This window comes from Amycolatopsis thermoflava N1165 (assembly GCF_000473265.1).
In the GTDB taxonomy this organism is placed as follows: domain Bacteria; phylum Actinomycetota; class Actinomycetes; order Mycobacteriales; family Pseudonocardiaceae; genus Amycolatopsis_E; species Amycolatopsis_E thermoflava.
In genome coordinates, this window is sequence record NZ_KI421511.1 from 6,479,489 (window position 1) to 6,505,422 (window position 25,934).

General features: G+C 72.0%; 23 protein-coding genes, 1 tRNA gene and 1 pseudogene. 7 read left to right on the plus strand and 18 right to left on the minus strand.

Annotated elements, in window-relative coordinates:
* Window positions 1-143: 143 nt before the first annotated feature.
* The 6 genes from rlmB to AMYTH_RS0132040 all read right to left on the minus strand — a co-directional run bounded on the left by rlmB (window position 144) and on the right by AMYTH_RS0132040 (window position 4,941).
* On the minus strand, window positions 144-1,100 hold the full coding sequence (gene rlmB, locus AMYTH_RS0132015) for a 23S rRNA (guanosine(2251)-2'-O)-methyltransferase RlmB (RefSeq protein WP_027933666.1): 957 nt from the start codon (window positions 1,098-1,100) through the stop codon (window positions 144-146).
* Window positions 1,101-2,492, minus strand: coding sequence for a cysteine--tRNA ligase (gene cysS / locus AMYTH_RS0132020; protein WP_027933667.1), 1,392 nt, complete (start codon window positions 2,490-2,492; stop codon window positions 1,101-1,103).
* Window positions 2,493-2,523: 31 nt separating this feature from the next.
* Complete coding sequence (locus tag AMYTH_RS0132025) at window positions 2,524-3,210, minus strand: HAD family hydrolase (RefSeq protein ID WP_027933668.1); 687 nt, start codon at window positions 3,208-3,210, stop codon at window positions 2,524-2,526.
* A gap of 41 nt (window positions 3,211-3,251) precedes the next feature.
* A complete protein-coding gene (ispF, locus tag AMYTH_RS0132030; protein ID WP_027933669.1) occupies window positions 3,252-3,719 on the minus strand; it encodes a 2-C-methyl-D-erythritol 2,4-cyclodiphosphate synthase in 468 nt (155 codons plus the stop codon).
* A complete protein-coding gene (locus AMYTH_RS0132035) occupies window positions 3,716-4,351 on the minus strand; it encodes an IspD/TarI family cytidylyltransferase (protein WP_027933670.1) in 636 nt (211 codons plus the stop codon). The genes ispF and AMYTH_RS0132035 overlap by 4 nt, the downstream gene beginning before the upstream one ends.
* A 98-nt stretch (window positions 4,352-4,449) precedes the next feature.
* A complete protein-coding gene (locus AMYTH_RS0132040) occupies window positions 4,450-4,941 on the minus strand; it encodes a CarD family transcriptional regulator (RefSeq protein ID WP_020417039.1) in 492 nt (163 codons plus the stop codon).
* 325 nt (window positions 4,942-5,266) lie between these two features.
* Here AMYTH_RS0132040 and AMYTH_RS0132045 point away from each other — a divergent pair, with 325 nt between their 5' ends.
* The 3 genes from AMYTH_RS0132045 to AMYTH_RS46060 all read left to right on the plus strand — a co-directional run bounded on the left by AMYTH_RS0132045 (window position 5,267) and on the right by AMYTH_RS46060 (window position 7,830).
* Window positions 5,267-5,914, plus strand: a complete 648-nt coding sequence (locus AMYTH_RS0132045) for a copper chaperone PCu(A)C (RefSeq protein WP_027933671.1) — start codon at window positions 5,267-5,269, stop codon at window positions 5,912-5,914.
* A gap of 33 nt (window positions 5,915-5,947) precedes the next feature.
* Complete coding sequence (gene radA / locus AMYTH_RS0132050; protein ID WP_027933672.1) at window positions 5,948-7,306, plus strand: DNA repair protein RadA; 1,359 nt, start codon at window positions 5,948-5,950, stop codon at window positions 7,304-7,306.
* Between the two features lie 89 nt (window positions 7,307-7,395).
* Window positions 7,396-7,830: a hypothetical protein gene (locus AMYTH_RS46060; RefSeq protein ID WP_051362874.1), complete on the plus strand. Its 435-nt coding sequence runs from the start codon at window positions 7,396-7,398 to the stop codon at window positions 7,828-7,830.
* A 51-nt stretch (window positions 7,831-7,881) separates the two neighbouring features.
* Here the strand turns inward: AMYTH_RS46060 and otsB are convergent, their stop codons facing one another.
* The 3 genes from otsB to AMYTH_RS0132070 all read right to left on the minus strand — a co-directional run bounded on the left by otsB (window position 7,882) and on the right by AMYTH_RS0132070 (window position 13,506).
* Complete coding sequence (gene otsB, locus AMYTH_RS0132060; protein ID WP_027933673.1) at window positions 7,882-10,413, minus strand: trehalose-phosphatase; 2,532 nt, start codon at window positions 10,411-10,413, stop codon at window positions 7,882-7,884.
* Between the two features lie 47 nt (window positions 10,414-10,460).
* Complete coding sequence (locus AMYTH_RS0132065) at window positions 10,461-11,903, minus strand: alpha,alpha-trehalose-phosphate synthase (UDP-forming) (RefSeq protein ID WP_017985373.1); 1,443 nt, start codon at window positions 11,901-11,903, stop codon at window positions 10,461-10,463.
* Window positions 11,904-11,985: 82 nt separating this feature from the next.
* On the minus strand, window positions 11,986-13,506 hold the full coding sequence (locus AMYTH_RS0132070; RefSeq protein ID WP_027933674.1) for a threonine/serine exporter family protein: 1,521 nt from the start codon (window positions 13,504-13,506) through the stop codon (window positions 11,986-11,988).
* 151 nt (window positions 13,507-13,657) lie between these two features.
* Between AMYTH_RS0132070 and AMYTH_RS0132075 the strand changes: the two genes are divergently transcribed.
* A tRNA-Thr gene (locus AMYTH_RS0132075) sits at window positions 13,658-13,730 on the plus strand.
* Between the two features lie 327 nt (window positions 13,731-14,057).
* Here AMYTH_RS0132075 and AMYTH_RS0132080 read toward each other — a convergent pair.
* Both AMYTH_RS0132080 and AMYTH_RS0132085 read right to left on the minus strand, forming a co-directional pair.
* A complete protein-coding gene (locus AMYTH_RS0132080) occupies window positions 14,058-15,347 on the minus strand; it encodes an ArsB/NhaD family transporter (protein WP_027933675.1) in 1,290 nt (429 codons plus the stop codon).
* Between the two features lie 10 nt (window positions 15,348-15,357).
* Entirely contained in the window at window positions 15,358-15,798 is a 441-nt protein-coding gene (locus tag AMYTH_RS0132085; protein WP_027933676.1) for a CBS domain-containing protein, read from the minus strand.
* A 518-nt stretch (window positions 15,799-16,316) separates the two neighbouring features.
* On the opposite strand from AMYTH_RS0132085, the gene AMYTH_RS46065 reads away from it, so the two are divergent.
* Together AMYTH_RS46065 and AMYTH_RS0132095 are read left to right on the plus strand one after the other, a co-directional pair.
* The gene (locus tag AMYTH_RS46065) at window positions 16,317-17,126 is read left to right on the plus strand and encodes a PrsW family intramembrane metalloprotease (RefSeq protein WP_037322836.1); all 810 of its coding nucleotides are present in this window, start codon (window positions 16,317-16,319) and stop codon (window positions 17,124-17,126) included.
* Between the two features lie 113 nt (window positions 17,127-17,239).
* The gene (locus AMYTH_RS0132095; RefSeq protein ID WP_017985363.1) at window positions 17,240-17,677 is read left to right on the plus strand and encodes an ester cyclase; all 438 of its coding nucleotides are present in this window, start codon (window positions 17,240-17,242) and stop codon (window positions 17,675-17,677) included.
* A 13-nt stretch (window positions 17,678-17,690) separates the two neighbouring features.
* Here AMYTH_RS0132095 and AMYTH_RS46070 read toward each other — a convergent pair.
* From AMYTH_RS46070 to AMYTH_RS0132120, 5 genes and pseudogenes are all read right to left on the minus strand, one after another.
* Window positions 17,691-18,675, minus strand: a pseudogene (locus tag AMYTH_RS46070) (RNA polymerase sigma factor).
* The gene (locus AMYTH_RS50605; RefSeq protein ID WP_228685040.1) at window positions 18,672-18,824 is read right to left on the minus strand and encodes a YciI family protein; all 153 of its coding nucleotides are present in this window, start codon (window positions 18,822-18,824) and stop codon (window positions 18,672-18,674) included. Before AMYTH_RS50605 ends, AMYTH_RS46070 begins: the two are co-directional and overlap by 4 nt.
* A gap of 117 nt (window positions 18,825-18,941) precedes the next feature.
* Complete coding sequence (locus tag AMYTH_RS0132110; protein WP_051362875.1) at window positions 18,942-19,850, minus strand: endonuclease/exonuclease/phosphatase family protein; 909 nt, start codon at window positions 19,848-19,850, stop codon at window positions 18,942-18,944.
* Between the two features lie 75 nt (window positions 19,851-19,925).
* Window positions 19,926-21,221, minus strand: a complete 1,296-nt coding sequence (locus tag AMYTH_RS0132115) for an MFS transporter (RefSeq protein ID WP_027933678.1) — start codon at window positions 21,219-21,221, stop codon at window positions 19,926-19,928.
* Window positions 21,222-21,340: 119 nt separating this feature from the next.
* Complete coding sequence (locus AMYTH_RS0132120; RefSeq protein ID WP_027933679.1) at window positions 21,341-22,459, minus strand: PucR family transcriptional regulator; 1,119 nt, start codon at window positions 22,457-22,459, stop codon at window positions 21,341-21,343.
* A 108-nt stretch (window positions 22,460-22,567) separates the two neighbouring features.
* Between AMYTH_RS0132120 and AMYTH_RS0132125 the strand changes: the two genes are divergently transcribed.
* On the plus strand, window positions 22,568-23,344 hold the full coding sequence (locus AMYTH_RS0132125; RefSeq protein WP_027933680.1) for an SDR family NAD(P)-dependent oxidoreductase: 777 nt from the start codon (window positions 22,568-22,570) through the stop codon (window positions 23,342-23,344).
* A 1-nt stretch (window position 23,345) separates the two neighbouring features.
* On the opposite strand, the gene AMYTH_RS0132130 is transcribed toward AMYTH_RS0132125, so the two are convergent.
* Window positions 23,346-23,750, minus strand: a complete 405-nt coding sequence (locus tag AMYTH_RS0132130; protein WP_027933681.1) for a CoA-binding protein — start codon at window positions 23,748-23,750, stop codon at window positions 23,346-23,348.
* Between the two features lie 28 nt (window positions 23,751-23,778).
* Window positions 23,779-25,926: a P-loop NTPase fold protein gene (locus AMYTH_RS0132135; RefSeq protein WP_027933682.1), complete on the minus strand. Its 2,148-nt coding sequence runs from the start codon at window positions 25,924-25,926 to the stop codon at window positions 23,779-23,781.
* Between the last annotated feature and the right edge of the window lie 8 nt (window positions 25,927-25,934).

The following is a 25,934-nucleotide window of genomic DNA, read 5'->3' on the forward strand; positions in this document are numbered from 1 at the left end:
GCGGATCAGCGCACTGACCTTAGCCGACCGGGTTGGCCCGAAGGAGTGAAACTCACCGCTTCCGCAGCGGGTGTGTGAAGTTCCCCGCTGGACGCCACAAAAAGGAACGGCGCCGGAGCCCGGCGCCGCTCACGCAGCCACGATCAGATGCGCCCCGTCACGCGACGCCGCCGCGCGACCTCCGCCAGCAGCACCGCCGCCGCGACGGAGGCGTTCAGCGACTCCACCCCGGCGGCCATCGGGATCGACACCGTCTCGTCGCAGGTCTCGCGCACCAGGCGGGACAGGCCGCGCCCCTCGGAGCCCACCACGACCACGAGCGGGTCCGTCGCCAGCGACAGGTCGTCGATCCCGACCGAGCCGTCCGCGTCCAGGCCCGCGATCATCAGGCCCTCCTCCGCCCACAGCTTCAGCTGCCGGGTCAGGTTGGTCGCGATCGCGATCGGCATCTTCGCCGCGGTCCCGGCGCTCGTCCGCCACGCCACGGCCGTGATGCCCGCGCTGCGACGCTGCGGCAGCAGCACCCCGTGCGCCCCGAACGCCGCCGCCGAACGCACCACCGCGCCCAGGTTCCGCGGGTCGGTCACGCCGTCGAGCGCCACCAGCAGCGGCGGCTCACCCGAGTCCTTCGCGATCGCCAGCAGGTCGTCCGGGTGGCTGTACTCGAACGGCGGCACCTGCAGCCCGAGCCCCTGGTGCACCGCGCGGTTGGTCTTGCGGTCCAGCTCCTCGCGCGGGATCTCCAGGATCGAGATGCCCTTGTCCGCCGCCAGCCGCACCGCTTCGGTGACCCGGTCGTCGGCGTCGATGTTCAGCGCCACGAACAGCGTGGTGCCCGGCACGCCCGCGCGCAGGGCCTCGACCACCGGGTTGCGCCCGGCGATGATCTCCGGCCCTTCGCGGCGGTCGCGAGCCTTCTCGGCGCGCGCGGCAGCCGCCGCGGCACGCTTCTGCTTCGGGTGCCCGGGACGCATCTCCGCGCGCGGCGTCGGGCCCTTGCCCTCCAGCCCGCGGCGGCGCTGACCGCCGGAGCCGACGACGGCGCCCTTCTTGGTGCCCTCTTTGCGAACCGCACCCCGGCGCTTGGAATTGCCTGCCATTTAAGCTTCTTTCACGGTCCACACCGGACCATCGGGAGTATCTTCGACCGCGATCCCCGCCTTGAGCAGGCGGTCGCGCACGGCGTCGGCCCTGGCGAAGTCACGCGTGGCACGCGCCTCCTGGCGCTCCACGAGCATCGCCTCGACCAACTCGGCCAGTGCGGCCCTCGCCGGCGTCTCCGCCGCCGAGCTCTCCGCCCATTCCGGTGCCAGCGGGTCCAGCCCGAGCACACCCATCATCGCGCGCACCGAGCCGGCGGCCGCACGCGCCTTGGCGTCATCGCCCGCGTCCAGCGCCGCGTTGCCCTCGCGGACCAGGTTGTGCACGGCCGCGACCGCCGCCGGCGTGGACAGGTCGTCGTCCATCGCGGCGACGAACTCGGGCGCCAGCTCACCCGGCTCGACCGTGCCCGTCCGCTGCGCCGCCCGGCGCAGGAAGCCTTCGATCCGCCGGTAGCCCTGGGCCGCCTCGGACAACGCGCCGTCGGAGTACTCGATGGTCGACCGGTAGTGCGGCTGCACCAGGTAGTACCGCAGCTCGGCGGCCCGGTAGTTGCGCAGCATCGCCTCGATCGACACCACGTTGCCCAGCGACTTCGACATCTTCTCGCCGGACAGCGTCACCCACGCGTTGTGCAGCCAGAACCGCGCGAACGGGTCACCCGCCGCCTGCGACTGGGCGCGCTCGTTCTCGTGGTGCGGGAACACCAGGTCGACGCCGCCGCCGTGGATGTCGAACTCGGCGCCCAGGTAGGTGGTCGCCATCGCGGAGCACTCCAGGTGCCAGCCCGGCCGCCCGTCGCCCCACGGGGTCGGCCACGACGGCTCGCCCAGCTTGGCGCTCTTCCACAGCGTGAAGTCCCGCGGGTCGCGCTTGCCCTCGGCCAGCGTCTCGCCCTGCTGCACCTCGTCCAGCTTCTGCCGGGACAGCGCGCCGTACTCGGGGAACGTGGACACGGCGAAGTACACGTCGCCGCCCGCCGCGTAGGCGTGCCCGGCGTCGATGAGGCGCTGCATCAGCTCCACCATCTGCGTGACGTGCCCGGTGGCGCGCGGCGCGATCGAGGGCGGGAGGCAGCCGAGGACGGTGTAGGCCTCCTCGAACGCGCGTTCGTGCGTCGCCGCCCACTCCCACCACGGCCGTCCGGCGTCGGCCGCCTTGGTGAGGATCTTGTCGTCGATGTCCGTGACGTTCCGCACGAACAACACGTCCAGTCCACTGTGGATCAGCCAGCGGCGCAGGACGTCGTAGTTCAGGGCGCCGCGGACGTGCCCGATGTGCGGAATGCCCTGCACGGTGGCCCCACACACGTACATGGACGCCGTTCCGCTACGGGCGGGGTGGAACTCCCGCACGCTCCTGCTCGCGGTGTCGTACAGATGAAGGGCCACCCTGAAATGGTACGGGTCACCTTGACGCCGCTCAGAGCACCCCGTGCGTGCGCAGGGCCGTGAGCAGGCCGTCCGGGCGTTCGGTGGTCGGCAGCGGGTCGACGAGGGCGAACGCGCAGCCGAGCGCCTTCGCCCCGCCGTCGGCCTCCTCGCTGTCGCCGACCATGAGCGTGTCCTCCGGCGCGACCCCGAGCTTGTCGATCAGCAGCCGGAACACCTCGGGCTGCGGCTTGATGTAGCCCTCCTCGAAGGAGAGCAGGAACTCGTCGACGAAGTCGGTGTAGCCGCGCATCGCGAACGCGGGCCGGATGTCGAAGGCGATGTTGCTCAACACGCCGACCTTGACGCCCTTGGCGGCGGTGTCCTTCAGCGCGGCCTCGGTGTCCGGGTACGGCGTCCACTCCGCGGGATCGATCAGGCGGTTGTAGAGAGCCTCGGCCTGGTGGGCGTGCGCGACGCCGGACTTGCGCAGCACCTCGAGGTAGATCTTGCGGTGCAGCGCCGGGTCGAGGTCCCGGTTCTCCCACGCGTGCTGGTACTCGTCGGACAGCTCGACGACCTGCCCGGTCGGGGCGGTCATGCGGCGCATCAGCTCGGTCTGCGCCTCGACGTCGAGCGGGGCGCCGTCGGGGGTCGTGAGGTCGGACAGCCAGCTGGAGTTCTGCTCGAGCCGGAAGAGGGTGCCGGAGAAGTCGAACATCACAGCCTGAATCGTCACAGACCACAGGCTACCGGGGACGACCTCCGGATTCGTGTGACTTATTCGGCCGGCAGCAGCAGGGCGGTGGCGACCGCGGCGATGCCCTCGCCGCGGCCGGTCAGGCCGAGCCCGTCGGTGGTGGTGCCGCTGACGCTGACCGCGCCGCCCGCGGCCTTGCTCAGCACGTCCTGGGCCTCTTCGCGCCGCTTGCCGATGCGCGGCGCGTTGCCGATGACTTGCACCGACGCGTTGCCCAGCCGCCAGCCTTCCGCCTCGACCAGCCGACGCGCCTCGGCCACGAACTCCGCGCCGTGGGCGCCTGCCCAGCGTGGGTCGCTGGTGCCGAACACCGTGCCGAGGTCGCCGAGCCCGGCCGCGGACAGCATCGCGTCGCACAGCGCGTGGGCGGCCACGTCACCGTCGGAGTGGCCGGCGCAGCCGTCGGCGCCCTCCCACAGCAGCCCGGCGATCCAGCACTCGCGGCCCGCCTCGATCGGATGGACGTCGACCCCGGTCCCGACCCTCAACCCTGCTCCTCGAGTAGTGCTTCCGCGACGGCCACGTCGAAGGCCGTGGTGAGCCGGAGCGCGGTGGGGTGCCCGGCCACGGTGCGCACGCTACCGGGCAGATCCGACAGCGGGTCCGCGCCGCGTGCGCAGAGCTCGCGGAGCACCTCGGGGCGGTAGCCGACGGGGGTCTGCACGACGCGCAGGTGGTCCCGGTCCGAGGTGGCGGCGATCACGTCGCCGGAAACGAGTTTGACGGTGTCGGTCACGGGTAGGACCGGGATGATCGCCTCTGCCCCGGCGAACACCGCCTCGGCCACCGCGCGGACGGTGGCGGGAGGCACGAACGGACGCGCGACGTCGTGCACCAGGACGACATCGGATTCCCCGGTGGCCTCGACGGCCGCCCGGACGGATTCGGCGCGATCAGGACCACAGGCCAGTACCCGGCACCGGGAACCGGCGCCGGGTACTGGCCGTATGATCAATTCACAATCCCCGAGCACGGGTTTGGGAACCGCCACCGCCAGGCGGTCCGCGCATCCGGACTCCAGCAGACCGTCCACGGCGTGCCGCAACAGCGGCGCACCGCGTACGAGCGCGCACGGATCCGGCCCCTCGGGGTCGGCGATGAGGACTGCCGCGACCTTCATCGCCGGGGTCTCACTTCGCGGGACGAGCTGTGTCTCATGGGGCACACGCAGTAGATGAGCACGTCTGCCCGGCTCATCTCGCGAGGTCAGCCTGTGCTCTAGACGGCCGCTGTCTCCAGGACCTCGTCGAGCAGCGTCTCCGCCTTGCCCTCGTCGGTGCCCTCCGCCAGGGCGAGCTCACTGACCAGTATCTGCCGCGCCTTGGCCAGCATGCGCTTCTCGCCGGCGGACAGGCCGCGGTCCTTCTCGCGCCGCCAGAGGTCGCGCACCACTTCGGCCACCTTGTTCACGTCGCCCGAGGCGAGCTTCTCGAGGTTGGCCTTGTACCGACGAGACCAGTTCGTGGGCTCCTCGGTGTGCGGCGCTCGCAGCACGTCGAAAACCCGGTTCAGACCATCCTGGCCCACGACGTCCCGCACGCCGACGATCTCGGCGTTGTCAGCGGGCACGCGAACCGTGAGGTCCCCTTGCGCGACTTTGAGGACGAGGTACTGCTTCTCCTCGCCCTTGATCACGCGGGTCTCGATCGCTTCGATGAGTGCGGCACCGTGGTGCGGGTAGACGACGGTCTCTCCGACCTTGAAAACCATGTGTCCTCTGCCCCTTTCGCTGCCTCCATCCTAGCACGCGGCGAGGGGGCCCACCTAGCGGGCCGAGATCGTCGTCGCAGGTCAGGGGCCATCCGGGGGGTTGACAAACCGATAAAGTGCATGCTCATGCAGGTGGTGGGGAACCCTGTCGACATTGATTCTCTGATCCATTGTGGACGGTTTCCGGCCCCCTCGGCTCACCCTCGGTGGCGGGCTTTCCGGCCATAGCCAGGCCCCTCCCGCCAGCCCACCACCACCCTCAACGGAGCCGCTTCGCGGCGCAGATAGGATCGGGCCGGTATAGCTTCTAGGAGGGACTGAGACCGTGAGGCTGCAGAAACGTCGTGTGGTCGGCGCGAGCGTGGTCGCCGTGGGTGCCGCCCTGGCTCTTGCCGGGTGCGGGGCCGGGCAGATCACCCAGACCAACACCATGCTGCCCGCGGTCAACGGCGCCATGGCCCAGGCGGGCAAGCTCGTCCTGCGTGACGCCGGCCTGGTGAACCGCAACGACTGCCAGCAGGCCTACGCGACCGGGTCGAGCGCCCCGCTGACGTTGGTGATCGCCAACGACGGCACCGCCGACGACGAGCTGGTCTCCGTGAGCAGCGCGAACGCGGCGAGCGCCACCGTCGAGGGCCAGAAGGCCATCGTCGCGGGCAGCAAGCTCCTGATCGGCCCGGCCACCGAAGGCGAGTCCGTGCAGCAGCCGGAGTCCAGCTCCGCCGCGCCGAGCTCGACCCAGACCTCGCCCACCTCGTCGGCGTCCGCTGGTCCCACCGGGCAGCCGACCCGGATCGGTCACGCCGAGGTCGTCCTGCAGGGCATCAAGCAGGTCGTGTGGCCCGGCCAGACCATCCCGGTCACCTTCACCTTCCGCGATGCCGGCCCGGTCACCGTCAACCTGCCGATCCAGGCGCCCACGGTCGAGCTGAGCTGCCAGCCGTCCGCCGAGGCGGAAGCCGGCGGTCACTAGAACTGTCGGTGGTGCCAGCTAGCGTGACCGACCATGGTCAAGAAGGGCACCAGCTACCGCTGCGGTGAGTGCGGGTACGAGGCCGCCAAGTGGGTCGGCCGCTGCCCGGAGTGCCAGGCGTGGGGAACCATCGAGGAGCGCGGCGACGCGCGCCCGGCGATAGCCCGCGTGGCCGCGGGCGCGCCCAGCGCCCCGGCACGGCCGATCGGCCAGGTCGACATCGAGGCCGCCCGCGCCCGCACCACCGGCGTCGGCGAGCTGGACCGGGTGCTCGGCGGCGGGCTCGTCCCCGGCGCGGTCGTGCTGCTGGCCGGTGAGCCGGGCGTCGGCAAGTCCACCCTCCTGCTGGAGGTGGCCTACCAGTGGGCCCGCGGCGGGTCCGGGCCGGCCCTGTACGTCACGGGCGAGGAGTCCGCGGGGCAGGTGCGGCTGCGCGCCGAGCGGACGAAGAACGTGCACGAGGGCGTGTTCCTGGCGGCGGAGAGCGATCTTTCGGCGATCCTCGGGCACGTCGACGCGGTCAAGCCGGGTGTGCTGATCGTCGACTCGGTGCAGACGATGGCCTCGCCGCAGGTGGAGGGCGCGCCGGGCGGCGTCACGCAGGTCAGGGCGGTCACGGCCGGTCTGGTGGCGCTGGCGAAGGAGCGCGGGCTGCCGGTCGTGCTCGTGGGGCACGTCACGAAGGACGGCTCGGTCGCCGGCCCGCGCGTGCTGGAGCACCTGGTCGACGTGGTGCTGCACTTCGAGGGCGACCGGCACTCGACCCTGCGGATGGTGCGCGGGGTGAAGAACCGGTTCGGGCCCGCCGACGAGATCGGGTGCTTCGAACTGCGCGAGGACGGCATCGTCGGGGTGCCGGACCCGTCCGGGCTGTTCCTGAACCGGCGGGAGGACGCGGTGCCGGGCACCGCGGTGACGGTCACGGTCGAGGGCAAGCGGCCGCTGCTGTGCGAGGTGCAGGCGCTCGTGTCGAGTGCCGGCGCGCCGCAGCCGAGGCGGGCCGTGAGCGGCCTGGACTCCGCGCGGGTGGCGATGATCCTCGCCGTGCTGGAGAAGCGTGGCGGGATCAAGCTGGGCGACCGGGACGTCTATTCGGCGACGGTCGGCGGGATGAAGGTCACCGAGCCCGCCGTGGACCTGTCCGTGTTGCTGGCGCTGTGGTCGTCGGTGCGGGACGTGGCGTTGTCGCCGCGGCTGGTGGTCGTCGGCGAGGTCGGGCTCGCCGGGGAGGTCCGCCGGGTCACCGGCGCCGGGCGGCGGCTGGCGGAGGCCGCGCGGATGGGGTTCACGCACGCGCTGGTGCCGCCCGACCCGGGGAAGCTGCCGGACGGGATCCGGGTGCTGGAGGTGGACTCGGTGGCGGCGGCCCTGCACGCGGCCAACTACGCCTGATTCCGGTGCCAGGCGCGTGAGTCAGCGCGCGGCGCGGCGCGACGCTCGCGGCGCACTGGGCGGCCCGCAACCCGCAGCGCGTCGCCGGTGTGGCCGCGGTCGACGGCGCGATGCCCTACGGCCTGACCGGCGAAGAGGGTCAGGAACGGATCCGGCAGATGTTCCACCGCATGCGGTTCCTGCTGCCCCTGGCGCGCCCGTTCGGACTGGCCGCGTGGATGTCCGCCGAGCAGCACGCCGAGGTCAACATCGAGCTGAACGAGATCGCCGCGGCTCTCGCGCCGGGGCTGGAGAGCGTGTCCTGCCCGATGCGCCACGTCCTGGCCACCGGGTCGAACCTCGGCGGCGGCGCGGAGGAGATGGAGGCGTCGCGGGCCTCGCTCGAACCGGTGCTCGCCCGCAACCCGAACCTGCGGATCAGCGCGAAGGTCGCCGGCAACCACTCGAAGATCCTGCAGAAGGACTTCCGGGCCGTCGCCGAGGCCGTGCGCGAGGTCGCGGCGGCGGGCCGGGTGGCCCGTTGAGACGGGAACGGCCCCTCCGGACGTGCCGGAGGGGCCGTTCACGCAGTCGGATCAGGCGCCGGAGAGCAGCTTGGCGCAGCGGATCAGCCCGAGGTGCGAGTACGCCTGCGGGTGGTTGCCCAGCGAGCGCTCCGCCACCGGGTCGTACTGCTCGGGCAGCAGACCCGTCGGGCCGGCCGCGTCGACGAGCTGCTCGAACAGCTCCTCCGCCTCGGTGCGGCGGCCGGTCAGCAGGTACGCCTCGATCAGCCACGCGGCGCACAGGTGGAACCCGCCCTCGCCGCCCGGCAGGCCGTCGTCGCGGCGGTAGCGGTACACCGTGGAACCGCTGCGCAGCTCGGCCTCGATCGCGGTCACCGTGTGCTGGAACCGCTCGTCCGACGGGTCGATCAGCCCGGCCAGCCCGACGAACAGCGAAGCCGCGTCCAGGTCGGTGCCGTCGTAGGCCGTGGTGAACGCCTGGACCTCGTCGTTCCAGCCGTTGGTCAGCACGTCGGTCGCGATCTCCTCGCGCAGGTCGTGCCACCCGGCCGGGATCTCGCGCCCGTACACCTCGCCGAGCTTGATGGCGCGGTCGACGGTCACCCAGCACATGACGCGCGAGTACACCCGGTGGCGCGGCACGTGCCGTTCCTCCCAGATGCCGTGGTCGGGCTCCGACCAGCGCCGCGTGACGGCCTCGGCCATCGCGCGCACCAGCTGCCAGTCCTCGTCCCGCAGCTCGCCGCGCACCTGCGCCAGCTCGGCCACCAGCTCGACGACCGGGCCGAACACGTCCAGCTGCACCTGGTGGTTCGCCAGGTTGCCGACACGCACCGGCCGCGAACCCGCGTAGCCGGGCAGCGAGTCGATCACGGCCTCGGCGCCCAGCTGGGTGCCGTTGATCGTGTACAGCGGGTGCAGCCGCTCCGGCCCGGCCAGCGTCGACAGCACGCCATGCAGCCACCGCAGGTAGCCCTCGGCCTCGGCGAGCGAGCCCAGCCCGACCAGCTCCCGGACGGTGAACGCCGCGTCGCGGATCCAGCAGTAGCGGTAGTCCCAGTTCCGCACGCCGCCGATCTCCTCCGGCAGCGACGTCGTGGCCGCCGCGAGCACCGCGCCGGTGTCGGCGTTGCACAGCCCGCGCAGCGTCAGCGCCGAGCGCGCGACCAGCTCCGGCTCCACGTTCGGCAGCTTCAGCGTGGTCGCCCAGTCGCTCCAGTACGCGCCCGCCCGCGCCCGCCGCTCCGGTTCGGACAGTTCGTGCGCGGTCAGGTCGGTGGTGCCGCACCGCAGTTCGAGCACGACCGGCTCGTCCTGCATGGGCTGGACCAGCGCGGTGGCGGTGTCGTGCAGGCCGTCGGAGGTGATCTCCCACGCCACGCCCGGCGAGCGCAGCACGATCGGCTCCGACGTGCCCAGCACGCGCAGGCCCTCGGGGTCCGGCACCAGCCGGACCGGGACACCGCCGAACTCCGGCCGCGGCGCGAACACCACGGACGCGGCGGCGGTCCCGGAGATCACGCGCACCAGGTCGGTGCGGTGCGGCGGGCCCTCCGGCTCCAGGTAGTCCGTCACCAGCAGCCGCGACCAGCGGGTCTCCACCGTCATCGTGTTCGGCAGGTACCGCTGGCCCAGCGGCAGGCCGTTGTGGTGCGGCTTGATCGAGAAGTGGCCTGCGCTGGTGCCGCCGAGCAGGTCGGCGAACACCGCGGGCGCGTCCGGGCCGGGGTGACACATCCAGGTCAGCCGGGCGTCCGGGGTGACCAGCGCGACCGCGCGCTCGTTGGACAGCATGGACAGCCGCTCGATCGGCGGCGCCTGCTCGCCGTAGAGCCAGTTGCGGCGCTCCTCCAGCATGAACGCCAGCACCGTGGCGACGTCCTCGGTGCCGGGCACCCGGTAGGCGGCCAGGGTTTCGCCGTCGCCGACCTTGACGCCCACGTCGGGGCCGGACAGCCGCGCGAACGCCTTCTCGTCGGTCACGTCGTCACCGAGGAAGATCGCCGCGGTGGCGCCGACCTGGTGGCGCAGGGTGTCCAGCGCGCGGCCCTTGTCGGTCTGCACGACGGCCAGCTCGACGACCTCCTTGCCGTCGGTGGTCGTCACGCCCTCCCACGTGCACGGTCCACTGTGGACCTCGTCGAGCACGCGGCGGGCGGCGTCGCGGTCGGCGCGGCGGACGTGCACCGCGATGCTGGCCGGCTTGACCTCCAGGCTCACGCCGGGCACGTCACCGGCGATGCGCTCCAGCTCCTGCTCGACCCTGCGGTGCAGGTCGCGGGCCTGGGCGTCGAGCTCGTGCACGAAGCCGATGTCGAATTCGGAACCGTGGCTGCCGACCAGGTGCACCTCGTGCGGCAGTCGCGACAGGATGGCGAGGTCGCGCAGCGCGCGGCCGGAGATGACCGCGGTGGTCGTCTCGTGCAGCCCGGCCAGTGAGCGCAGCGCGCCCACCGACTCGGGCAGCGGGCGCGCCTCGTCCGGGTTGGTCACGATCGGAGCCAAGGTCCCGTCGTAGTCGCAAGCGACCAGCAATCGCGGCGTGCGAGCGATCTGCACGATCGCACGGCGCAGCTCAGCGGGCAGGGACTCGGCGGTCACCACTCCTCCTTAAGGAGCTCAAAAGCGTGTAGCTGCAGGTGGGCCACTCAGGCGGCCGGTTCGGACCCGAGTGCCTCGAGGAACGACCGTGCCCACCTGTCGACGTCGTGGGTGAGGACCTGACGCCGCAACGCGCGCATCCGGCGTCTGCCCTCGGCAGGGTCGAGCGTAATGGCCGCCTCCAACGCGTTCTTAACCCCGTCGAGATCATGCGGGTTGACGAGAAAAGCGCTGGTCAGCTCGGCGGCGGCGCCGGCGAACTCGGACAGCACGAGCGAGCCGCCGAGATCGTGACGGCACGCGACGTACTCCTTACAGACGAGATTCATCCCATCGCGTAGTGGGGTGACGACCATGACGTCGGCCGCACTGTAGAACGCGGCCAGCTCCTTGCGGTCGACCGACTGGTGCAGGTAGTGCACCACCGGGTGACCGACGCGGGCGAACTCGCCGTTGATACGGCCCACCATCTGCTCGATCTCGGTGCGCATCCGCTGGTAGTGCTCGACGCGTTCCCGGCTCGGGGTGGCCAGCTGGACGAAGGTGACGTCCTCGGGCTGGACCCGGCCCTCCTGGAGCAGCTCGTGCAGCGCCTGCAGCCGCAGGTCGATGCCCTTGGTGTAGTCCAGGCGGTCGACCCCGAGCAGGACGGTCTTCGGGTTGCCCAGGTCGCGGCGGATCTGCGCGGCCCGCTCCGCGACCTCCTTGGTGCGGGCGAGCGTGTCCAGGCCGGCCGCGTCGATCGAGATCGGGAACGCCCCGACCCGGACCGTGCGGTTGCCGACCTGCATCATGCCCGGCCGGGACCGGACCCCGACCGCGCCGCGGCTGGGCTCCAGACCGAGCAGCGTGCGGGCCAGCCACAGGAAGTTCTGCGCGCCGCCGGGCCGGTGGAAGCCGACCAGGTCGGCGCCGATCAGGCCGCGCACGATCTCCGCGCGCCACGGGAGCTGCATGAACAGCTCCACCGGCGGGAACGGGATGTGCAGGAAGAAGCCGATGCGCAGGTCGGGGCGCAGCTCGCGGAGCATGCTCGGCACCAGCTGCAGCTGGTAGTCCTGCACCCACACGGTGGCGCCTTCGGCCGAGACCTGCGCGCTGGCCTCGGCGAAACGGCGGTTGACCTGCACGTAGCTCTCCCACCAGCCGCGGTCGAACACCGGCGGCGCGACCACGTCGTGGTAGAGCGGCCACAGCGTGGCGTTGGAGAAACCCTCGTAGTAGTCGCGGACCTCTTCGGTGGACAGCGAGACGGGGTAGAGGACCATGCCTTCGTCGCTGAACGGGTCGACGTCGACACCCGGCACGCCCGGCCAGCCCACCCACGCGCCCTTGCGCGAACGCAGGAACGGCTCCAGCGCCGACACCAAGCCGCCCGGACTCGCGGTCCAGCGCTGGTTGCCGTCGGCCGTCCGTTCGAGGTCGACGGGCAGCCGGTTGGCGACCACGACGAAGTCCGCCGAAGCCGTGCCGATCCCTGGTTCGCTCACGTGGCCATGCTCCCTTGTCGTCCGCTCGAACACTATCTCGCGACGGCGAACCAAGATCCACCGCGCGGTGGCCCACCAGCGGCTACTCCAGTCGCCGGTCGGTCGTCCGCAGCGGACCCGCCATCCGGGGGCCGGCGAGCTTCCGTTCGAGCCGGCCGAGACCGGTGCGGACCGGCTGCGCGAGGTACTCCCCGAGTACCACGCCTGCGGCCAGCGCAAGCCCGATCGCCGCGGCTTTGATCAGCGTGGAGAGGTTGCCGTTGCTCTGCGTGGCCAGCTCATACAGGCCACGGTACGTGGACAGACCTGGCAGCAGGGGCGTGATTCCCGACACCGCCACGACCAGCGGCGTCACCTTCAGGCGGCGGGCCAGAACGCCGCCGGAGAAGCCGATCACGACGGCCGCGACGGCGGAGGACGTGATGACGTCGAACCGGCCGACGATCACCAGCGCGCCGTAGACGCCGGCGCCGATCGCGCCCGCGGCGGCGGCCACGAGCATCGACCGCAACGTCGAGTAGGAGGCGACGGCGAAGCAGGCCGCCGCGGCCGCGCCCGCCGGCACGATCACCAGCAGACTGTCGGCGGTCTGCGCGGGCAGCACCGGTTCGGCCGGGGTGAAACCGAGTGCCTTGGCGATGTTCAGCGCGAGCGCGACGCCGGTGATCAGGCCGGCGGACATCAGGATCGTTTCCATCGTGCGGCCCGCGGCGGTCACGTTGTAGCCGGTGATCGCGTCCTGCACCGCGGACACCGTGGACAGACCGGAGAGGAGCACGGTGATCGCCGCGGCGGCGACCAGCGTGGAGAACCGGGTCGGCACGAGTCCGGTGTTGACGGCGAAGGTGGCCAGCCCCGTCGCGACCAGCCCGCCGACGGCCTGCTGGAAGAAGAACGGCAGCGCGACGCGGTTGAGGAGGCGCCCGAGCCGGTCGATGAGGGCGGAGATGATCAGCGCGCCGACCGCGACGTCCAGGGTGCCGCTGAGCAGCAGGGTGATGAAGAAGGCCATGCCGCCCCAGGCCAGCGTGGCGAACCAGCGCGGGTACGGGTGCGGCGCGGTGGTGATCTTGTGCAGCTCGGTGTAGGCCTCTTCCGCGCTGAGGTTGCCGCGCAGGATCTGCTGGACCAGCATCTCCGTCTGCGACAGGCGCGTGTAGTCGAGGCTGCGCGAGCGGACGACGCGCAGGGCCGTGATCGGGTTCGCGTCGGTGCCCCGGTGGCAGGTGACGGTGATGGACGTGAAGATGACGTCCACCTCGCAGTGCGGGAGACCGAAGGCCGCGGTGAGCGACAGGATCGTCGCGGTCACGTCGGAGGCGCCGGCGCCGCTGGCCATCTGCACCTCGCCGATCCGGAGGACCAGGTCGAGGACGAAGTTGACCGTCGCCTCGTCCGGCAGGGCGGGACCGAGTTCGGTGGTCGCGTCCGGCGCCGGCTGCTCACCGGTCGGCGCTTCCAGGATGTGCCAGGCCCGGCGACGCGGCTCGGTCGCCCGCCGCCGCCGGTTCGCCTTCTCGACGCCCGGGTCCTCCGGCGCTTCGAGGATGTGCCAGCCGCGTCTGCGGGTCACCGGGCCCCGGACGCGCTGGGTGCTGTTCATACGGCCGTCACCTCCTTGATTGGCCTCCCGGGTGCCCATCGCCTGGATCACGCCGGTCGTTGCAAAGGGGCAACCGTGGCGTGCGCCACTTCGCCGATCATCCACGAATCCGGGGGGCCCGGCAGCGGTTGCTAGGATGACCCTCGATCAGGCCGACTTAGCTCAGCTGGTAGAGCAGCTGTCTTGTAAACAGCAGGTCAGGGGTTCGAGCCCCCTAGTCGGCTCTTCGTGCGGGCCGGGGTGTTTCCTGTGGTGCGGAACACCCCGGTCAGGGCTCGTCTCGGTTTCCGTCTCAGCTGTTCGTTCAGGCCGTCCGCCGAGCTGCGTCGCGATGCTCTGCCGTAGTTCGTCGAGAACGGGGGATTGGACGGTCTGATCGAGCACGTTCTTCACCTCGCGGATCAGCCATCTTGAGGATGGTCGCTTTAGCGCCTCCTGGAGCGTCACGGCTGTGCGTTCCAGTGCCGGCGTCAGGTTCTCGCCGGTCTCCACCGCGTATTGATCCGTCAGGTCTTCTCTGACGTGGTCCGCGCAGGCTCGGCGTCGTGGGCTCACGCCAGCACGAAGTAGCGCAGCCACAGGTACGGCGCCGCCAGCGCGATGGTCATCAGCGTGACCACCGCGCCCTTCCGGGTGAATTCCCAGAACGAGATCGGCGTGCCGGCGCGGGCGGCGACTCCCAGCATCACCACGTTCGCGCTGGCGCCGATCGCCGTGAGGTTGCCGCCGAAGTCGGCTCCCAGGGCCAGCGCCCACCACAGCGCTTGGGCCTCGCCGGGGTCCGGCAAGTCGGCCACGAGGCCCACCACGAGCGGGCTCATCGTCGCCACGTAGGGGATGTTGTCGATGAAACCGGAGAGCACCGCGGAGACCACCAGGATCAGCATCACGGCCAGCAGCGCGTTCCCGCCGGTCGCGTCCGCCGCGAGCCGCGCCAGGTGGCTGATCACCCCGGTGTGCACGAGCGCGCCGATCATGATGAACAGGCCCGCGAAGAACAGCAGCGTCTCCCATTCGACCGCGGCCAGGTAGTCCCGCGGGCGGGTGCCCGACACGAGCACGAGGACCCCGGCGCCGAGCAGCGCCACGACCGACGGGTCCAGGTGGAACACCGAATGCCCGATGAACCCGGTGAACACCAGCGCCAGCACGACGCCGCACTTCACCAGCAACCGCTTGTCGCGGATGGCTTCGCGCTCGTCGAGGGTCATCACCTCGGCGATGCGCGCCGGGTCCGCGTCGAACGCGCCGCGGAACAGCCGGCGCAGCACCAGCGCGAACACGGCGACCTCGACGACCACGATCGGCGTCAGGTGGACGAGGAAGTCGTTGAAGGTCAGGCCGGCGCGGCTGCCGATGATGATGTTCGGCGGATCGCCGATCAGCGTCGCGGTGCCGCCGATGTTCGACGCGAACACCTCGGCGATCAGGAACGGCACCGGGCTGATCCCGAGCCGATCGCACACCAGCAGCGTCACCGGTGCGATCAGCAGGACCGTCGTGACGTTGTCCAGGAACGCCGACGCCGTCGCCGTCAGCAGGACCAGCAGGACCATCACCCGCAGCGGCGAGCCCTTCGCGCGCTTGGCAGCCCAGATCGCGGTGAACTCGAAGACCCCGGTGCGGCGCAGGATCCCGACGATGATCATCATGCCGAGCAGCAGGAACACGACGTCCCAGTCGATGCCGGTGTCGTGCGAGTAGAACGCCTCGTCCGAGCCGACCACGCCAGCCGCCAGCACGATCCCCGCCCCGCCCAGCGCGGCGGCCGCCTTCGGGACGCGGTCGGTCGCGATCAGCAGGTAGGCGACCGCGAACACGACGATCGCGAGCACGGTCACCGCGCACCGCCTACCGCAGCGCCAGCTCAAGCAGCCGGGACGCGGTGATCACCCCGGTGATCCCGTCGCCGTCCACCACGGCCACCAGCGGGGAGCGCAACCGCGCCATCGCGGCGGCGACCTCCACGATCGTGTCGTCGGTCTTGACCACGGGCAGCTCCGGCCGGTCCTCGGGCAGCAGGGCGCGGACGGTCTTGCCGTGCAGCTTCTCCGCCACGCGGTCGGCCATCGACTCCGACAGCACGCCGGCGAGCGACGGGTCGTCCTGGACGTACTGCGGTACCAGCAACCGCACCACCTGCGACGCGGGCAGCACCGCCACCGGACGGCCGCGCGGATCGGTGACGACCAGGCCGGGCAGCCGGTTCGCGGCCAGCAGGCGGGCCGCATCGAGAGCGTCCGAATCCGACGCGACGACCGGAAAGTCCTCGGCCATCTCCGACGCGTGCATGCCCGCAGCGTACGACGATCTCGGCGCGGTCACCGGTTCTTGCCGGGATCCTGACGAGCATCACCGCGCCACTCCTGCCGTCGACCGTTCACCCGGCCCTGCTCAGGACGGGTGTGCCGACCAGACTTCCCGGCGCGCCGACCGTAAAGATGCCGTACGGAGGCGACCGGGGCAAGCCGGGAGCTCTCGACGGTGAACGGAGTCGGCGGAATCGCGGTCGCGCTCCTGGACAGAACAGCCGGAAGGCCGACAGCAAGCGTTCCGCCGGCCGAGGACGTCCGGATGAGGCGTGGCAGCGTCTGGGCGGCGAAATCCGCGACGGCAACGGGAACACCGCGCTCGTATCCGTCGTCTGGGCAACACTGTCGTCATCGCCGCGAGTGAACGGGCGACCGGGCAGGTCAGCGAAGCCGTGCTGGACGCGCTGGCCGAGGTGGCCGTCCAGCTGCCCGCGCCCGACCGGGTAACGCCGCCTGGCGTCGGGCCGATTTCTGGTCACCGGCCTGAGCGGAGGTGCCATGCGGACGCGGACCGCGACTTGGAAGGTGACCTGGCGGTGGGCGTGGGTGCTCGTGCTCGTCGTGGGGCTCGGGTTGTTCGAGCTCGTCCGGCGGGTTGTGCTGGCCACCGAGAACCCCAACCTGGTGCCCTCCCTGATCCTGCTCGGCGCGGTCGTCGGGCCGGCCACCTTCGTCGTCTTCGTGTGGGGGCGCCGGCTCTCCTTCGGGGTCGATCCGGTGCTCGTCGGGCTCGTCGCGGTGGTCGGGGGCGTCGTCGGCGTCGTCACGGCCGGGGCGCTGGAGTACGACGTCCTCAAGGACCTCGGTCCGTTCCAGATGGCCGGGGTCGGCGTCATCGAGGAGACCGCGAAGCTCATCGCGCCCGCCGTGGTCCTCGTGGTCGTCCGCGACCGCCGCGCGGCGACCGGGCTCCTGCTCGGCGTCGCGTCCGGGGCGGGCTTCGCGGCGCTCGAAACGATGGGCTACGCCCTCGTGGCGTTCCTCAAGTCCCAGGGCGACATCAGCGCCGTCGACCAGACGCTGCTGATCCGCGGCGTGCTCAGCCCGGCCACCCACATGGCGTGGACCGGGCTGACCGCCGCCGCGTTGTGGGCCGCCGTCCGGCACCGCGGGCGGTCCCGCTGGATGGGCCGCTTCGCCGCGACGTTCGTCGTCGCCGTGGCGCTGCACGCCGCGTGGGACGGCATCGGCACGACGCTCAGCTACGTCGTGCTCGCCGCCCTCAGCCTCGGCCTCCTCGCACTGGCCGTGCACCGCATCGGCCACCGCCGCTCGCCCTACGGCCGCCGCGTCCGCGCCGCGCGATAAAGAGCCCTAAGCCTCTGTCCGCGTCGCGCGCACCGGGTGTCCACTGCGGATCGCGGCCGCGGCAGTAGTCAGCGGGCGCCGCCCGCCCCGGCGCGGCCGGAAGGAGGCACCTCATGACTTCCGACGAGCGGCGCGAACGGTTGCGCCGGGTGCTGGACCTGATGTGGAACCAGGGCGAGCTCGACGCCTGCGAAGAGCTGTGCGCGCCGCACTGCACGTTCCACGACCCGAGCTTCGAGGTGGACGGCGTCGCCGGGTTCCAGCGCCAGGTCGGCGACCTGCGCACCGCCAACCCGGACCTGCACATGGACATCCACGACGTGCTCGTCGACGGCGACCTGTGCGCGGTGCGGTTCACGATGGGCGGCACCTCGCGGGCGGAGTTCCGCGGCCTGCCCGCGACCGGCAAGACGTACGTGATGACCGGCATGATGTGCGCCAAGTGGGCCGACGACCGGATCGTGGAGATGTGGGTCAACTACGACATGCTCGGCGCGTTGCAGCAGCTGGGCATCATCTCGGAGATGGCGCCACGCGAGACGGCCGGCTGAGCACCGCAACGCCTCAGCCCAGTTCGCCGAGGCGCAGGTGGGCGGCCTGCGCCTCGCTCATCCCGAGTGCCAGCGCCTGCCGGTACGCGGTCCGCGCCTCGGCTGCCGCGCCCAGCCGGTGCAGCAGTTCGGCGCGGGTCGCGTGCCACCACGGGTACGACGTCAGTCCGGGGATCGCGTCCACCAACGCCAGACCGGCCGCCGGGCCGTCCCGCTCGGCCACCGCAACCGCGCGGTTCAGGCGGACCACCGGCGTGCCGGAGATGCGCAGCAACACGTCGTACCAGGAGATCACGGCGTCCCAGTCCGTCCCGGCGTAGGACGGCGCCAGCGCGTGGCAGGCGGCGATCGCGGCCTGGACGACGTACCGGTCCGGTTCCACCGCGCGCCGCAGGCCGCGGCCCACCAGCGACACGCCCTCCTTGATCGCGGAGCGGTCCCACCGCGACCGGTCCTGGTCCGGCAGCAGCACCGGCGCCCCGTCGGCGTCCACCCGCGCGTCGCGACGGGAGTTCTGCAGCAGCAGCAACGCGAGCAGCCCAGCACCGTCGGCTCGTCGGGCATCTGCGAAGCCAGCAGCCGCGCGAGCCGGATCGCCTCCGCGGTCAGATCGGCGCGCACCTGGTCGGCGCCGCCGTCAGCCGGTCCGGCAGCTCGGCCGCCTCCGGCACGCGGTACGGGATCCGCGCCCGCGCGACCTCGGCGGTCGACAACCCGCCGAGCGTCCGCAAGGCGAGCGCCACCTGAGCCTCCAGCGACAACGCGGCCTCGCGGCGGAACAGGTCCACGGCCCGCCGCTTCGCGGTGACCAGCAGCCAGCCACGCGGGTTGTCCGGCACGCCGTCGCGCGGCCAGGTCTCCAGCGCCCGCATGACGGCGTCCTGCACCGCGTCCTCGGCGAGGCCGACGCTGCCGGTGACGCGGATCAGCGTGGCCAGCACGCGGGTCCCCTCGTCCCGCACCAGCCGCGCGACCGCGTCACCGGCCTCCACGGTCAGAACTCGATCACCGGGCGGACCTCCACGACGCCGTCCCAGGCCGCCGGGAGCTGCGCGGCGAGCTTCACCGCCTCGTCGAGGTCGGCGCGCTCGAGAGTTCGGTCAGGCCGCCGCGGCGGCCACGCGCTCGACCCGGCTGCGACCGCCACCGCCGTGCCGGTGTCCGGCGGAATGGGGTCCCTGCACCGAGACGCGGGAAGCGCTGACCGGCGCCCACTTGTGACGAACAGCCTCCCACCGCGCTGGACACCGCGGCCGGACTTTTTTCAGACCAGCCGCACCAGCGCCTGCACCGGCACGTGGTCGGACGGGTAGCGGCCGTCGACGCGGAACGTGTTGATCGCCGCCGCCAGGACCGACACCCGTGGGTTCGCCAGCACCCAGTCGATGCGGTTCGCGCCGAGCACCGGGTCGCGGTAGTTCGGGAACGTGCCCCACTCCGGCGTGAGCTGCTTGGCCGCCGTACGCCAGGTGTCGGACAGGCCGCCCTCGATCAGCGTCCGGTACGACACCGAGTCGGCAGGCGTGTTGAAGTCGCCGGTCAGCACCACCGGCAGCGCCGGGTCGAAGCCGGCGATCCGGTCGCGCACCAAGGCCGCGCTGCGCTGCCGCGCGTTCTCCGACTGGTGGTCGAAGTGCGTGTTGACGTGCACGAACTCCTTGCCGGTGCGGGCATCGCGGAAGCGGCCCCAGGTGACCATGCGGACGACGTTGTTGCCCCACGACTTCGACCCGATCACGTACGGCGTGTCGGACAGCCAGAAGTGGTCGAAGTCGAGCGGCTCGACGCGGCGCGTGTCGTAGTAGATCGCCATGAACTCGCCGCGCCCGCCGCCCTCGCGGCCGAGGCCGATCCACTCGTAGTGCTTGGGCAGGTCGGCCGCGATCTCCTTGACCTGGTGGTACAGGCCCTCCTGGATGCCCAGCACAGTCGGCTGCTCGATCTCCAGGAACCGCGCGAGCACCGGCCGCCGGTCGGTCCACGAGTCCGGCGTGCCCGGCGCGGCCTTCGTGTCCAGGCGGATGTTGAACGTGGTCACGTGCAGCGTGTCGCCGGCGGCGCGGCCGATCACCGCGCCGTCCCCGGGCTGGGCCTGCGCCCCGCTCGCGGTCATCAACGTCACCGCACCCGCGCCGGCGAGGCCGAGTGCACCCCTTCGAGTGATGTCAGACATGTGCGCACTTTGTCCGTTCCGCGTGTGGCGGTGCCGACCGCCAGGCGACGCCCGGGCGAACAACGCGCGTCGATCTCACTCGAGTTCGTTGCCCCGGGTCTCGCGCAGGAACCAGACGCACACCGCGCAAATCACCGCTATCCCGGCGACGTACCCGGAAACCGGCAGGGACGAACCCGTCGCGGCGATGAGTTGCGTGGCCAGGATCGGGCTCACGCCACCGCCGATCACGCCGCTGGCGTTGTACGCGATCGACGCCCCGGTGTAGCGGTAGCGGGTCGCGAACAGCTCCGGCAGGAACGCGCCCATCGGCGCGAACAACGCGGCGAACGCGATCATCCCGACGGCCATCGCGAGCGCGATCAGCACCGGGTTGCCCGTGTTGATCAGGGCGAACAGCGGGAACGCCCAGGCCACCGCGAGCACCGCGGCGCCGAGGCACACCCGGCGACGGCCGACCCGGTCCGACCAGGTCGCGAGCAGCGGGGTCGCCAGGCCCATCACGAGCGCGCTGATCATGGCGCAGATCAGCAGCATGTTCTTGTCCAGCTCCAGCACCGTGGTGCCGTAGGACAGCGAGAACGTGGTGATCGTGTAGAAGAGCGTGTGCGCAAGGATGAACGCGCACGTGCTGAGGAACAGGGTCTTCGGCTGCCGCCGCAGGACCTCGACGATCGGCACCTTCGCCTTGTCGTGCTCGGCCATCGCGCGCTCGAACACCGGCGTCTCGGCGATCTTCATCCGGATGTAGTAGCCGATGACGATCAGCAGCGAGCTGGCCAGGAACGGGATCCGCCAGCCCCAGTCGTCGAACGACTCCTGCGACATCGTCCCGCCCAGCACCAGGAACGCGCCGCCCGCGATGATGAACCCGATCGCGGGCCCCATCTGCGGGAAGCTCGACCACAGGCCGCGCCGGTTGCGTGGCGCGTACTCGGTGGCCAGCAGCACCGCGCCGCCCCACTCGCCGCCGAGCCCGAAGCCCTGCAGGAACCGGCACAGCACGAGCAGGATCGGCGCGCCGATGCCGATCGCGCTGTAGGTGGGTAGCGCGCCGATCGCGACCGTGCCGGTGCCCATGACCAGCAGCGACGCGACGAGCATCGTCTTGCGCCCGATCCGGTCGCCGAAGTGCCCGAACACGACCGCGCCGACGGGTCGCGCGACGAACCCGACCCCGAAGGTCGCGAACGCGGCCAGCGTGCCGGCGAGCGGGGAGAACGTCGGGAAGAACTGGTGCCCGAACACCAGCGCCGCGGCAGTGCCGTAGAGGTAGAAGTCGTAGAACTCGATGGCCGTGCCGATGAAACTGGCGATCGCGATCCGCGAGGCCGACACCGGGGCGGCGGACGTCTGCGCGGCGGTACTCATCGGCTGCTCCTTCGGGGCCGGTTGATCCGGTGGGAGTATCTGCGCAACCCCGGCGGGTGACGACCTACGGTGGTCGGGTTTTGCCGGCCGCGATTCCTCATCCTGTCGAAACGGGCAGGTCAGTCGCGCACCAGGGGGAGCAGTTTCAGGCCGAGGTGCAGGGTGAGCCGGTGCTCGCCGTCGGCGAGGTCGAGTCCGGTGATCTCCTCGATGCGGTGCAGCCGGTAGTACAGCGACGTGCGGTGGATGTGCAGCGCGGCGGCTGTGTCCAGGCTCGATCCGGCGTGGTCGAGGTAGGCGGCGAGGGTTTCCACGAGCCGTCCGCCCGGGTCCTTGGCGACCAGCGCGAGCAGCGGTTCGGGCAGGTGCGCCCTGGCCGGTGCGGGGACGCGCAGGAGCAGGCCGTAGGCGCCGAGGTCGTCCCAGTGCGCGATGCCGTCGAAGCGGGGCAGCGTCGCGGCGGCGCGGACGGCGACGGCGGCGCGGTCCCGGGCGATCCACGCCTGGCCGTCGGCGGACGTGCCGATGCCGGCGACGCAGCGGGCGCCCGCGCCGAGGACGTCCTCGGCCTGCTTGACGATCGCCGCGGCGTCCGCGGCGCCGAGCAGCACGCCCTGCCGTCCGCGCACGTAGAAGGACGGTTCGCGGCCGCGGGTCGCGGCCTCCAGCGCCGTCCGCAGCGCCACCTCGATCCGCGCGGATTCGCCCGAGAGGACCTCGGCGATCAGGACCGTGGACGTGTCGGGGAAGTCGTGCGTGACCGCGCGCTCGGCCGGGTCCGCGCTGAGCAGGCGTCGCAGGGTCTCCTCGCGGGCCGCGCGTTCCGAGTCGGCGACCAGGAAGTCCCGGTAGAGCAGGGCGGCCATGGGTTCGGCGGCGGTCTTGATCGCGTCCAGGTCGGCGGCGGTGAGGGTGCCGTCCGGGTCGATCACCATCAGCAGGCCGAGGAGGGTGCCGCGCCAGCGCAGCGGCATGCTCACGCGGGCGAGCATGTCCAGGTCGGGCCGGGGCGGGATGACGCCGGGGCCGGCCCAGCGGGTCACGCCCTGGGCGAGGATGTGGCCGATCGCCTCGCTGCCCGCGCTGCGCTGCAGCATCGCCCGCACCCGCACGGCGTCCTCGTCGCCGAAGTGCCTGCTCGCGCACAGCAGCCGGACCGACGGATCGTTGATCGCCACCGACCGGCCGAGATCCTCCGCGAGCGCGTCGACCCTCCGCTGCAGTTCGCTCCCGACCATGACCCCATGATCCACCAGGCCGTTCCTCCGGTTTTCGGAACGGCCGCCGCATGGTCTTCGACGTCCGTCGGTTCCGGGCGGGCCGGTGGCGTGCCGATACTGCGGGGCATGGGGAGACTGGCCGGCAAGGTGGCGCTCGTCTTCGGTGCGGGCTCGAGCGGTGACGGGATGAGCAACGGCAAGGCGGCCGCGCTCGCCTTCGCGCGGGAGGGGGCGCGCGTCGCGGCGATCGACATCCGGGCCTCGGAGGCGGCGGGCACGGCCGCGGCCATCACGGCGGCGGGCGGTGAAGCGGTGGCGCTGACCGCGGACGTCACGGACGAAGCACAGGTCGCCGCGGCCGTCGAGGCCGCGTCCGCGCTGGGGCGGCCGTCGGTGCTGCACAACAACGTCGGCGCGACCCGGGTCGGGGATGTGGCGGACCTGTCACTGGCGGAGTGGGACGCCGCGCTGGCGGTGAACCTGCGGCCGGTGTTCCTGACCTGCAAGCACGTGGTGCCGCGGATGCTCGCGGCAGGCGGCGGCGCGGTCGTGAACGTCTCGTCGATCGCCGCGATCCGCGACACGGGTTACGTCTACCCGGCCTACAGCGCGGCGAAGGCGGCGGTGAACCAGCTGACGGTCTCGCTGGCGCTGCGGTACGCGGCCGCCGGGATCCGGGTCAACGCGATCCTGCCGGGGTTGATCGAGACGCCGCTGGTGACGCGCGGCATCGCGGCCGACCCCGGTGAGCTGGCTCGGCGGCATGCGGCCAGCCCGACGGGGCGGATGGGCAGCCCGTGGGACGTGGCCGCGGCGGCGGTGTTCCTGGCCTCGGACGAGGCGGCCTACGTCAACGGGGTCTGCCTGCCGGTCGACGGCGGGCTGACCGCGCGCTGCGCCTGACTCACTTCCGGATCCGGGCGAGGGCGCGCACGACCGCGATGCAGCGGTCCTCGACGTAGTTCAGCCCGCCGGACACGGCGATGCGCCGGGCCTCGGCCGAGACGATGCCCTGCTGCAGCCACAGCGTCTTGGCCCCGATCGCGACGGCCTGCTCCGCCACCTGTGGCGCCTCGCGCGCGGGCCGGAAGACGTCGACGATGTCCACCGGCTCGGGGATGTCGGCGAGGCTGCGGTAGACCTTCTCGCCGAGGAGCTCGTCGGCGGAGGGGTGCACCGGGATCACCCGGAACCCGGCGGCCTGCATCGCGGCCGGAACCGAGTGCGCGGCCTTCGCCGGGTCGCGGCTCAGGCCCACCACGGCGATGGTGTTCGCGGCTTTCAGGACTTCTTCGGCAAGGTCGGCCATATCCTGGAAAACCGTTGCCGGACAGGCGCTATTCCACCGTGAGCCCGCGGGCGGCGCGGAAGGACGCGAGCAGGTCCATCGACACCCGCGGGTCGAACGCCATCTGCTGCCGGGCCAGCGCGAGCAGCTGTGGCTCGCCGCCGGGCACGCCGTACAGCCGGTCGCGGGTGAGGTCGTCGGTGAACACCTCCAGGATCGTCGCGCTGAACAGCAGGTACGCGGCGGCCTGCGTGCGCAGCGCGGCGAGCCCGTCGCCCGAATCGATCTTCGTCGCCAGCGCGCGCAGCTCCCCGGGCCCGCGCACGGTCGGGATCGACACCAGGTCCGCGATGAGGCCGGACCGCTCCGGCGAGGGTTCGATGCCGCGCGCGGCCCCGGTGAAGGCGTGCGCCTTGCGGTCCAGCTCGCGCCGGACCAGCACCTCGACGACGGCGCTCAGCGGCTGCCCGGCAGGCACGTCGAGCAGTTCGACGACCGTGCGCCGCAGATCGCGGGGCAGGCCGCCGGACAGGCAGTGGCACAGGCAGACGAACTGCTCCGGCAGCCCGAGGACGCGCCGGCTGATCCAGTTCCGCGTGTCGTCCGGGGTGAAGTTGTCCAGCCGCACCATCTCGGAGAAGGCGCTGTCGAACGCGTCGCGCGCGGGGATGCCGCGGCGCTCGAAGGAGACGATCGCGTCGTCCGACACCGACACCAGGAACAGGCACCCGGGCACGTCGAAGACGCCCTTGATGTCGTTGATCAGCTCCTGGGCCTTCTCCGGCTCGGCGATCTTGTCCAGCTCGTCGATCGCGATGACCACCCGCTCGGTCACGCCGGTGGCCCGCAGCACCTCCGCCGCGTGTTCGGCGAAGGCGCGGAACTCGTCGACGACCTCGGGGTAGCTGAGCTGTTGTTCGGCGCTTTGCGTGGAGCGGGTCCAGCCGGCCTCGCTCTTCAGCGGCAGGGTGAGCTTGCCGGACCAGCCGGTGGTGTAGGTCTGCAGGAACCGGATGCGGCGCAGCTGCTGCCCGGCGACCGCGCGCAGCTCACGCAGGCGCGGGTCGGCCGGCCGCACCGGGCGCAGCCCGCGCACCGCCCGCCAGGCGAACGCGCCCAGGTCGGCGACGACGGCCAGTGCGACGAGCCCGGCGAGTACCAGAACCGCGATCCGCCAGCCGGTCAGGTCGCGGAACAGCGGCGGCGGATCGGTGACGAACTCCAGCGGCGGCCGTCCCCACGCCCACGCGCCGAGGAGCACCGGCACCGCGATCGCGACGAGGTGGGCCAGCAGGGAACGGACCACGTGCACGGCCCGTTCCCGCCGCCGGACCGGCGCCGCCAGGCGTGCGAAGGTCGCCCAGCGGTGCGGCTGCCCGGCGCCGTGGGTGCGGGTGATGACCTCCTTGCACAGCAGGGCGTGCAGGTAGAGGACGAAGTCGCGGGCGTCGTAGCGGGCGGGCGCGGACGCGACCACGGCGAGCGGCGGCCGATCCGGATCACCGAGCACCCCGCCCGCGACGAACCGGATGGCGGTGGTCTTGCCGACCCCGCGGTGCCCGGCGAGCGCGATCGCCCCGGTCTCCGACCGTGCGACGGCGGTGCGCAGACGCTCCCCGGCGCCCGTGATGACCGGCGTCGCGCTGGGGGATTCCCGGTAGAGGCCGTCGACCGCGCGGTAGGTGAACTCGGTGCTGTCCGGCGGAGTCCGCTTCTCCTTGACGTAGCGGACCAGCGCCGGCCACACGATCTGCTCGACCGCGTACACGCGCCACAGGTCCTCGACGGGCAACGCGCCGACGCGGCGGAACAGCCCGCGCAGCGGCGCGATCCAGCGGTACCCGATGCGGCAGGCGATCGCCAGCACGGCGAGGTAGGCAGCCACCGCGAACGCGGCGAACCCCCACGGCAGCTGCGGCCAGGCCCGGACCAGCAGCAGGTGGTAGCCGAACACGACGGCGAAGGCGGCGGCGAGCCGGAGGTCGACGAGCCGGTGCTCGGGCAGCCTCGACGTGATCACGCCTTCGAAGGCGGGGTCGCGCAGGAAGGTGACGCGGCCGCTGGTCAGCCGTTCGCGCAGCTCCGGGTCCGCGGACAACGTCTCGTGCGCCTCGCGCAGCGGGATCCGCTCCGCGGCGAGCAGGTCGCGCGCGTCGTCACCGAACAGGACGCCCGCGATCAGCTCGTCGTCCCCCATGGCGATCA

Coding starts and splice junctions, on each gene's coding strand:
- rlmB (WP_027933666.1), bottom strand. CDS start 1,100: ATGGCAGGCAATTCCAAGCGCCGGGGTGCGGTTCGCAAAGAGGGCACC.
- AMYTH_RS0132035 (WP_027933670.1), bottom strand. CDS start 4,351: ATGAAGGTCGCGGCAGTCCTCATCGCCGACCCCGAGGGGCCGGATCCG.
- AMYTH_RS0132040 (WP_020417039.1), bottom strand. CDS start 4,941: ATGGTTTTCAAGGTCGGAGAGACCGTCGTCTACCCGCACCACGGTGCC.
- radA (WP_027933672.1), top strand. CDS start 5,948: ATGGTCAAGAAGGGCACCAGCTACCGCTGCGGTGAGTGCGGGTACGAG.
- AMYTH_RS0132070 (WP_027933674.1), bottom strand. CDS start 13,506: ATGAACAGCACCCAGCGCGTCCGGGGCCCGGTGACCCGCAGACGCGGC.
- AMYTH_RS0132085 (WP_027933676.1), bottom strand. CDS start 15,798: ATGCACGCGTCGGAGATGGCCGAGGACTTTCCGGTCGTCGCGTCGGAT.
- AMYTH_RS46065 (WP_037322836.1), top strand. CDS start 16,317: ATGCGGACGCGGACCGCGACTTGGAAGGTGACCTGGCGGTGGGCGTGG.
- AMYTH_RS0132095 (WP_017985363.1), top strand. CDS start 17,240: ATGACTTCCGACGAGCGGCGCGAACGGTTGCGCCGGGTGCTGGACCTG.
- AMYTH_RS0132110 (WP_051362875.1), bottom strand. CDS start 19,850: ATGTCTGACATCACTCGAAGGGGTGCACTCGGCCTCGCCGGCGCGGGT.
- AMYTH_RS0132115 (WP_027933678.1), bottom strand. CDS start 21,221: ATGAGTACCGCCGCGCAGACGTCCGCCGCCCCGGTGTCGGCCTCGCGG.
- AMYTH_RS0132120 (WP_027933679.1), bottom strand. CDS start 22,459: ATGGTCGGGAGCGAACTGCAGCGGAGGGTCGACGCGCTCGCGGAGGAT.
- AMYTH_RS0132125 (WP_027933680.1), top strand. CDS start 22,568: ATGGGGAGACTGGCCGGCAAGGTGGCGCTCGTCTTCGGTGCGGGCTCG.
- AMYTH_RS0132130 (WP_027933681.1), bottom strand. CDS start 23,750: ATGGCCGACCTTGCCGAAGAAGTCCTGAAAGCCGCGAACACCATCGCC.
- AMYTH_RS0132135 (WP_027933682.1), bottom strand. CDS start 25,926: ATGGGGGACGACGAGCTGATCGCGGGCGTCCTGTTCGGTGACGACGCG.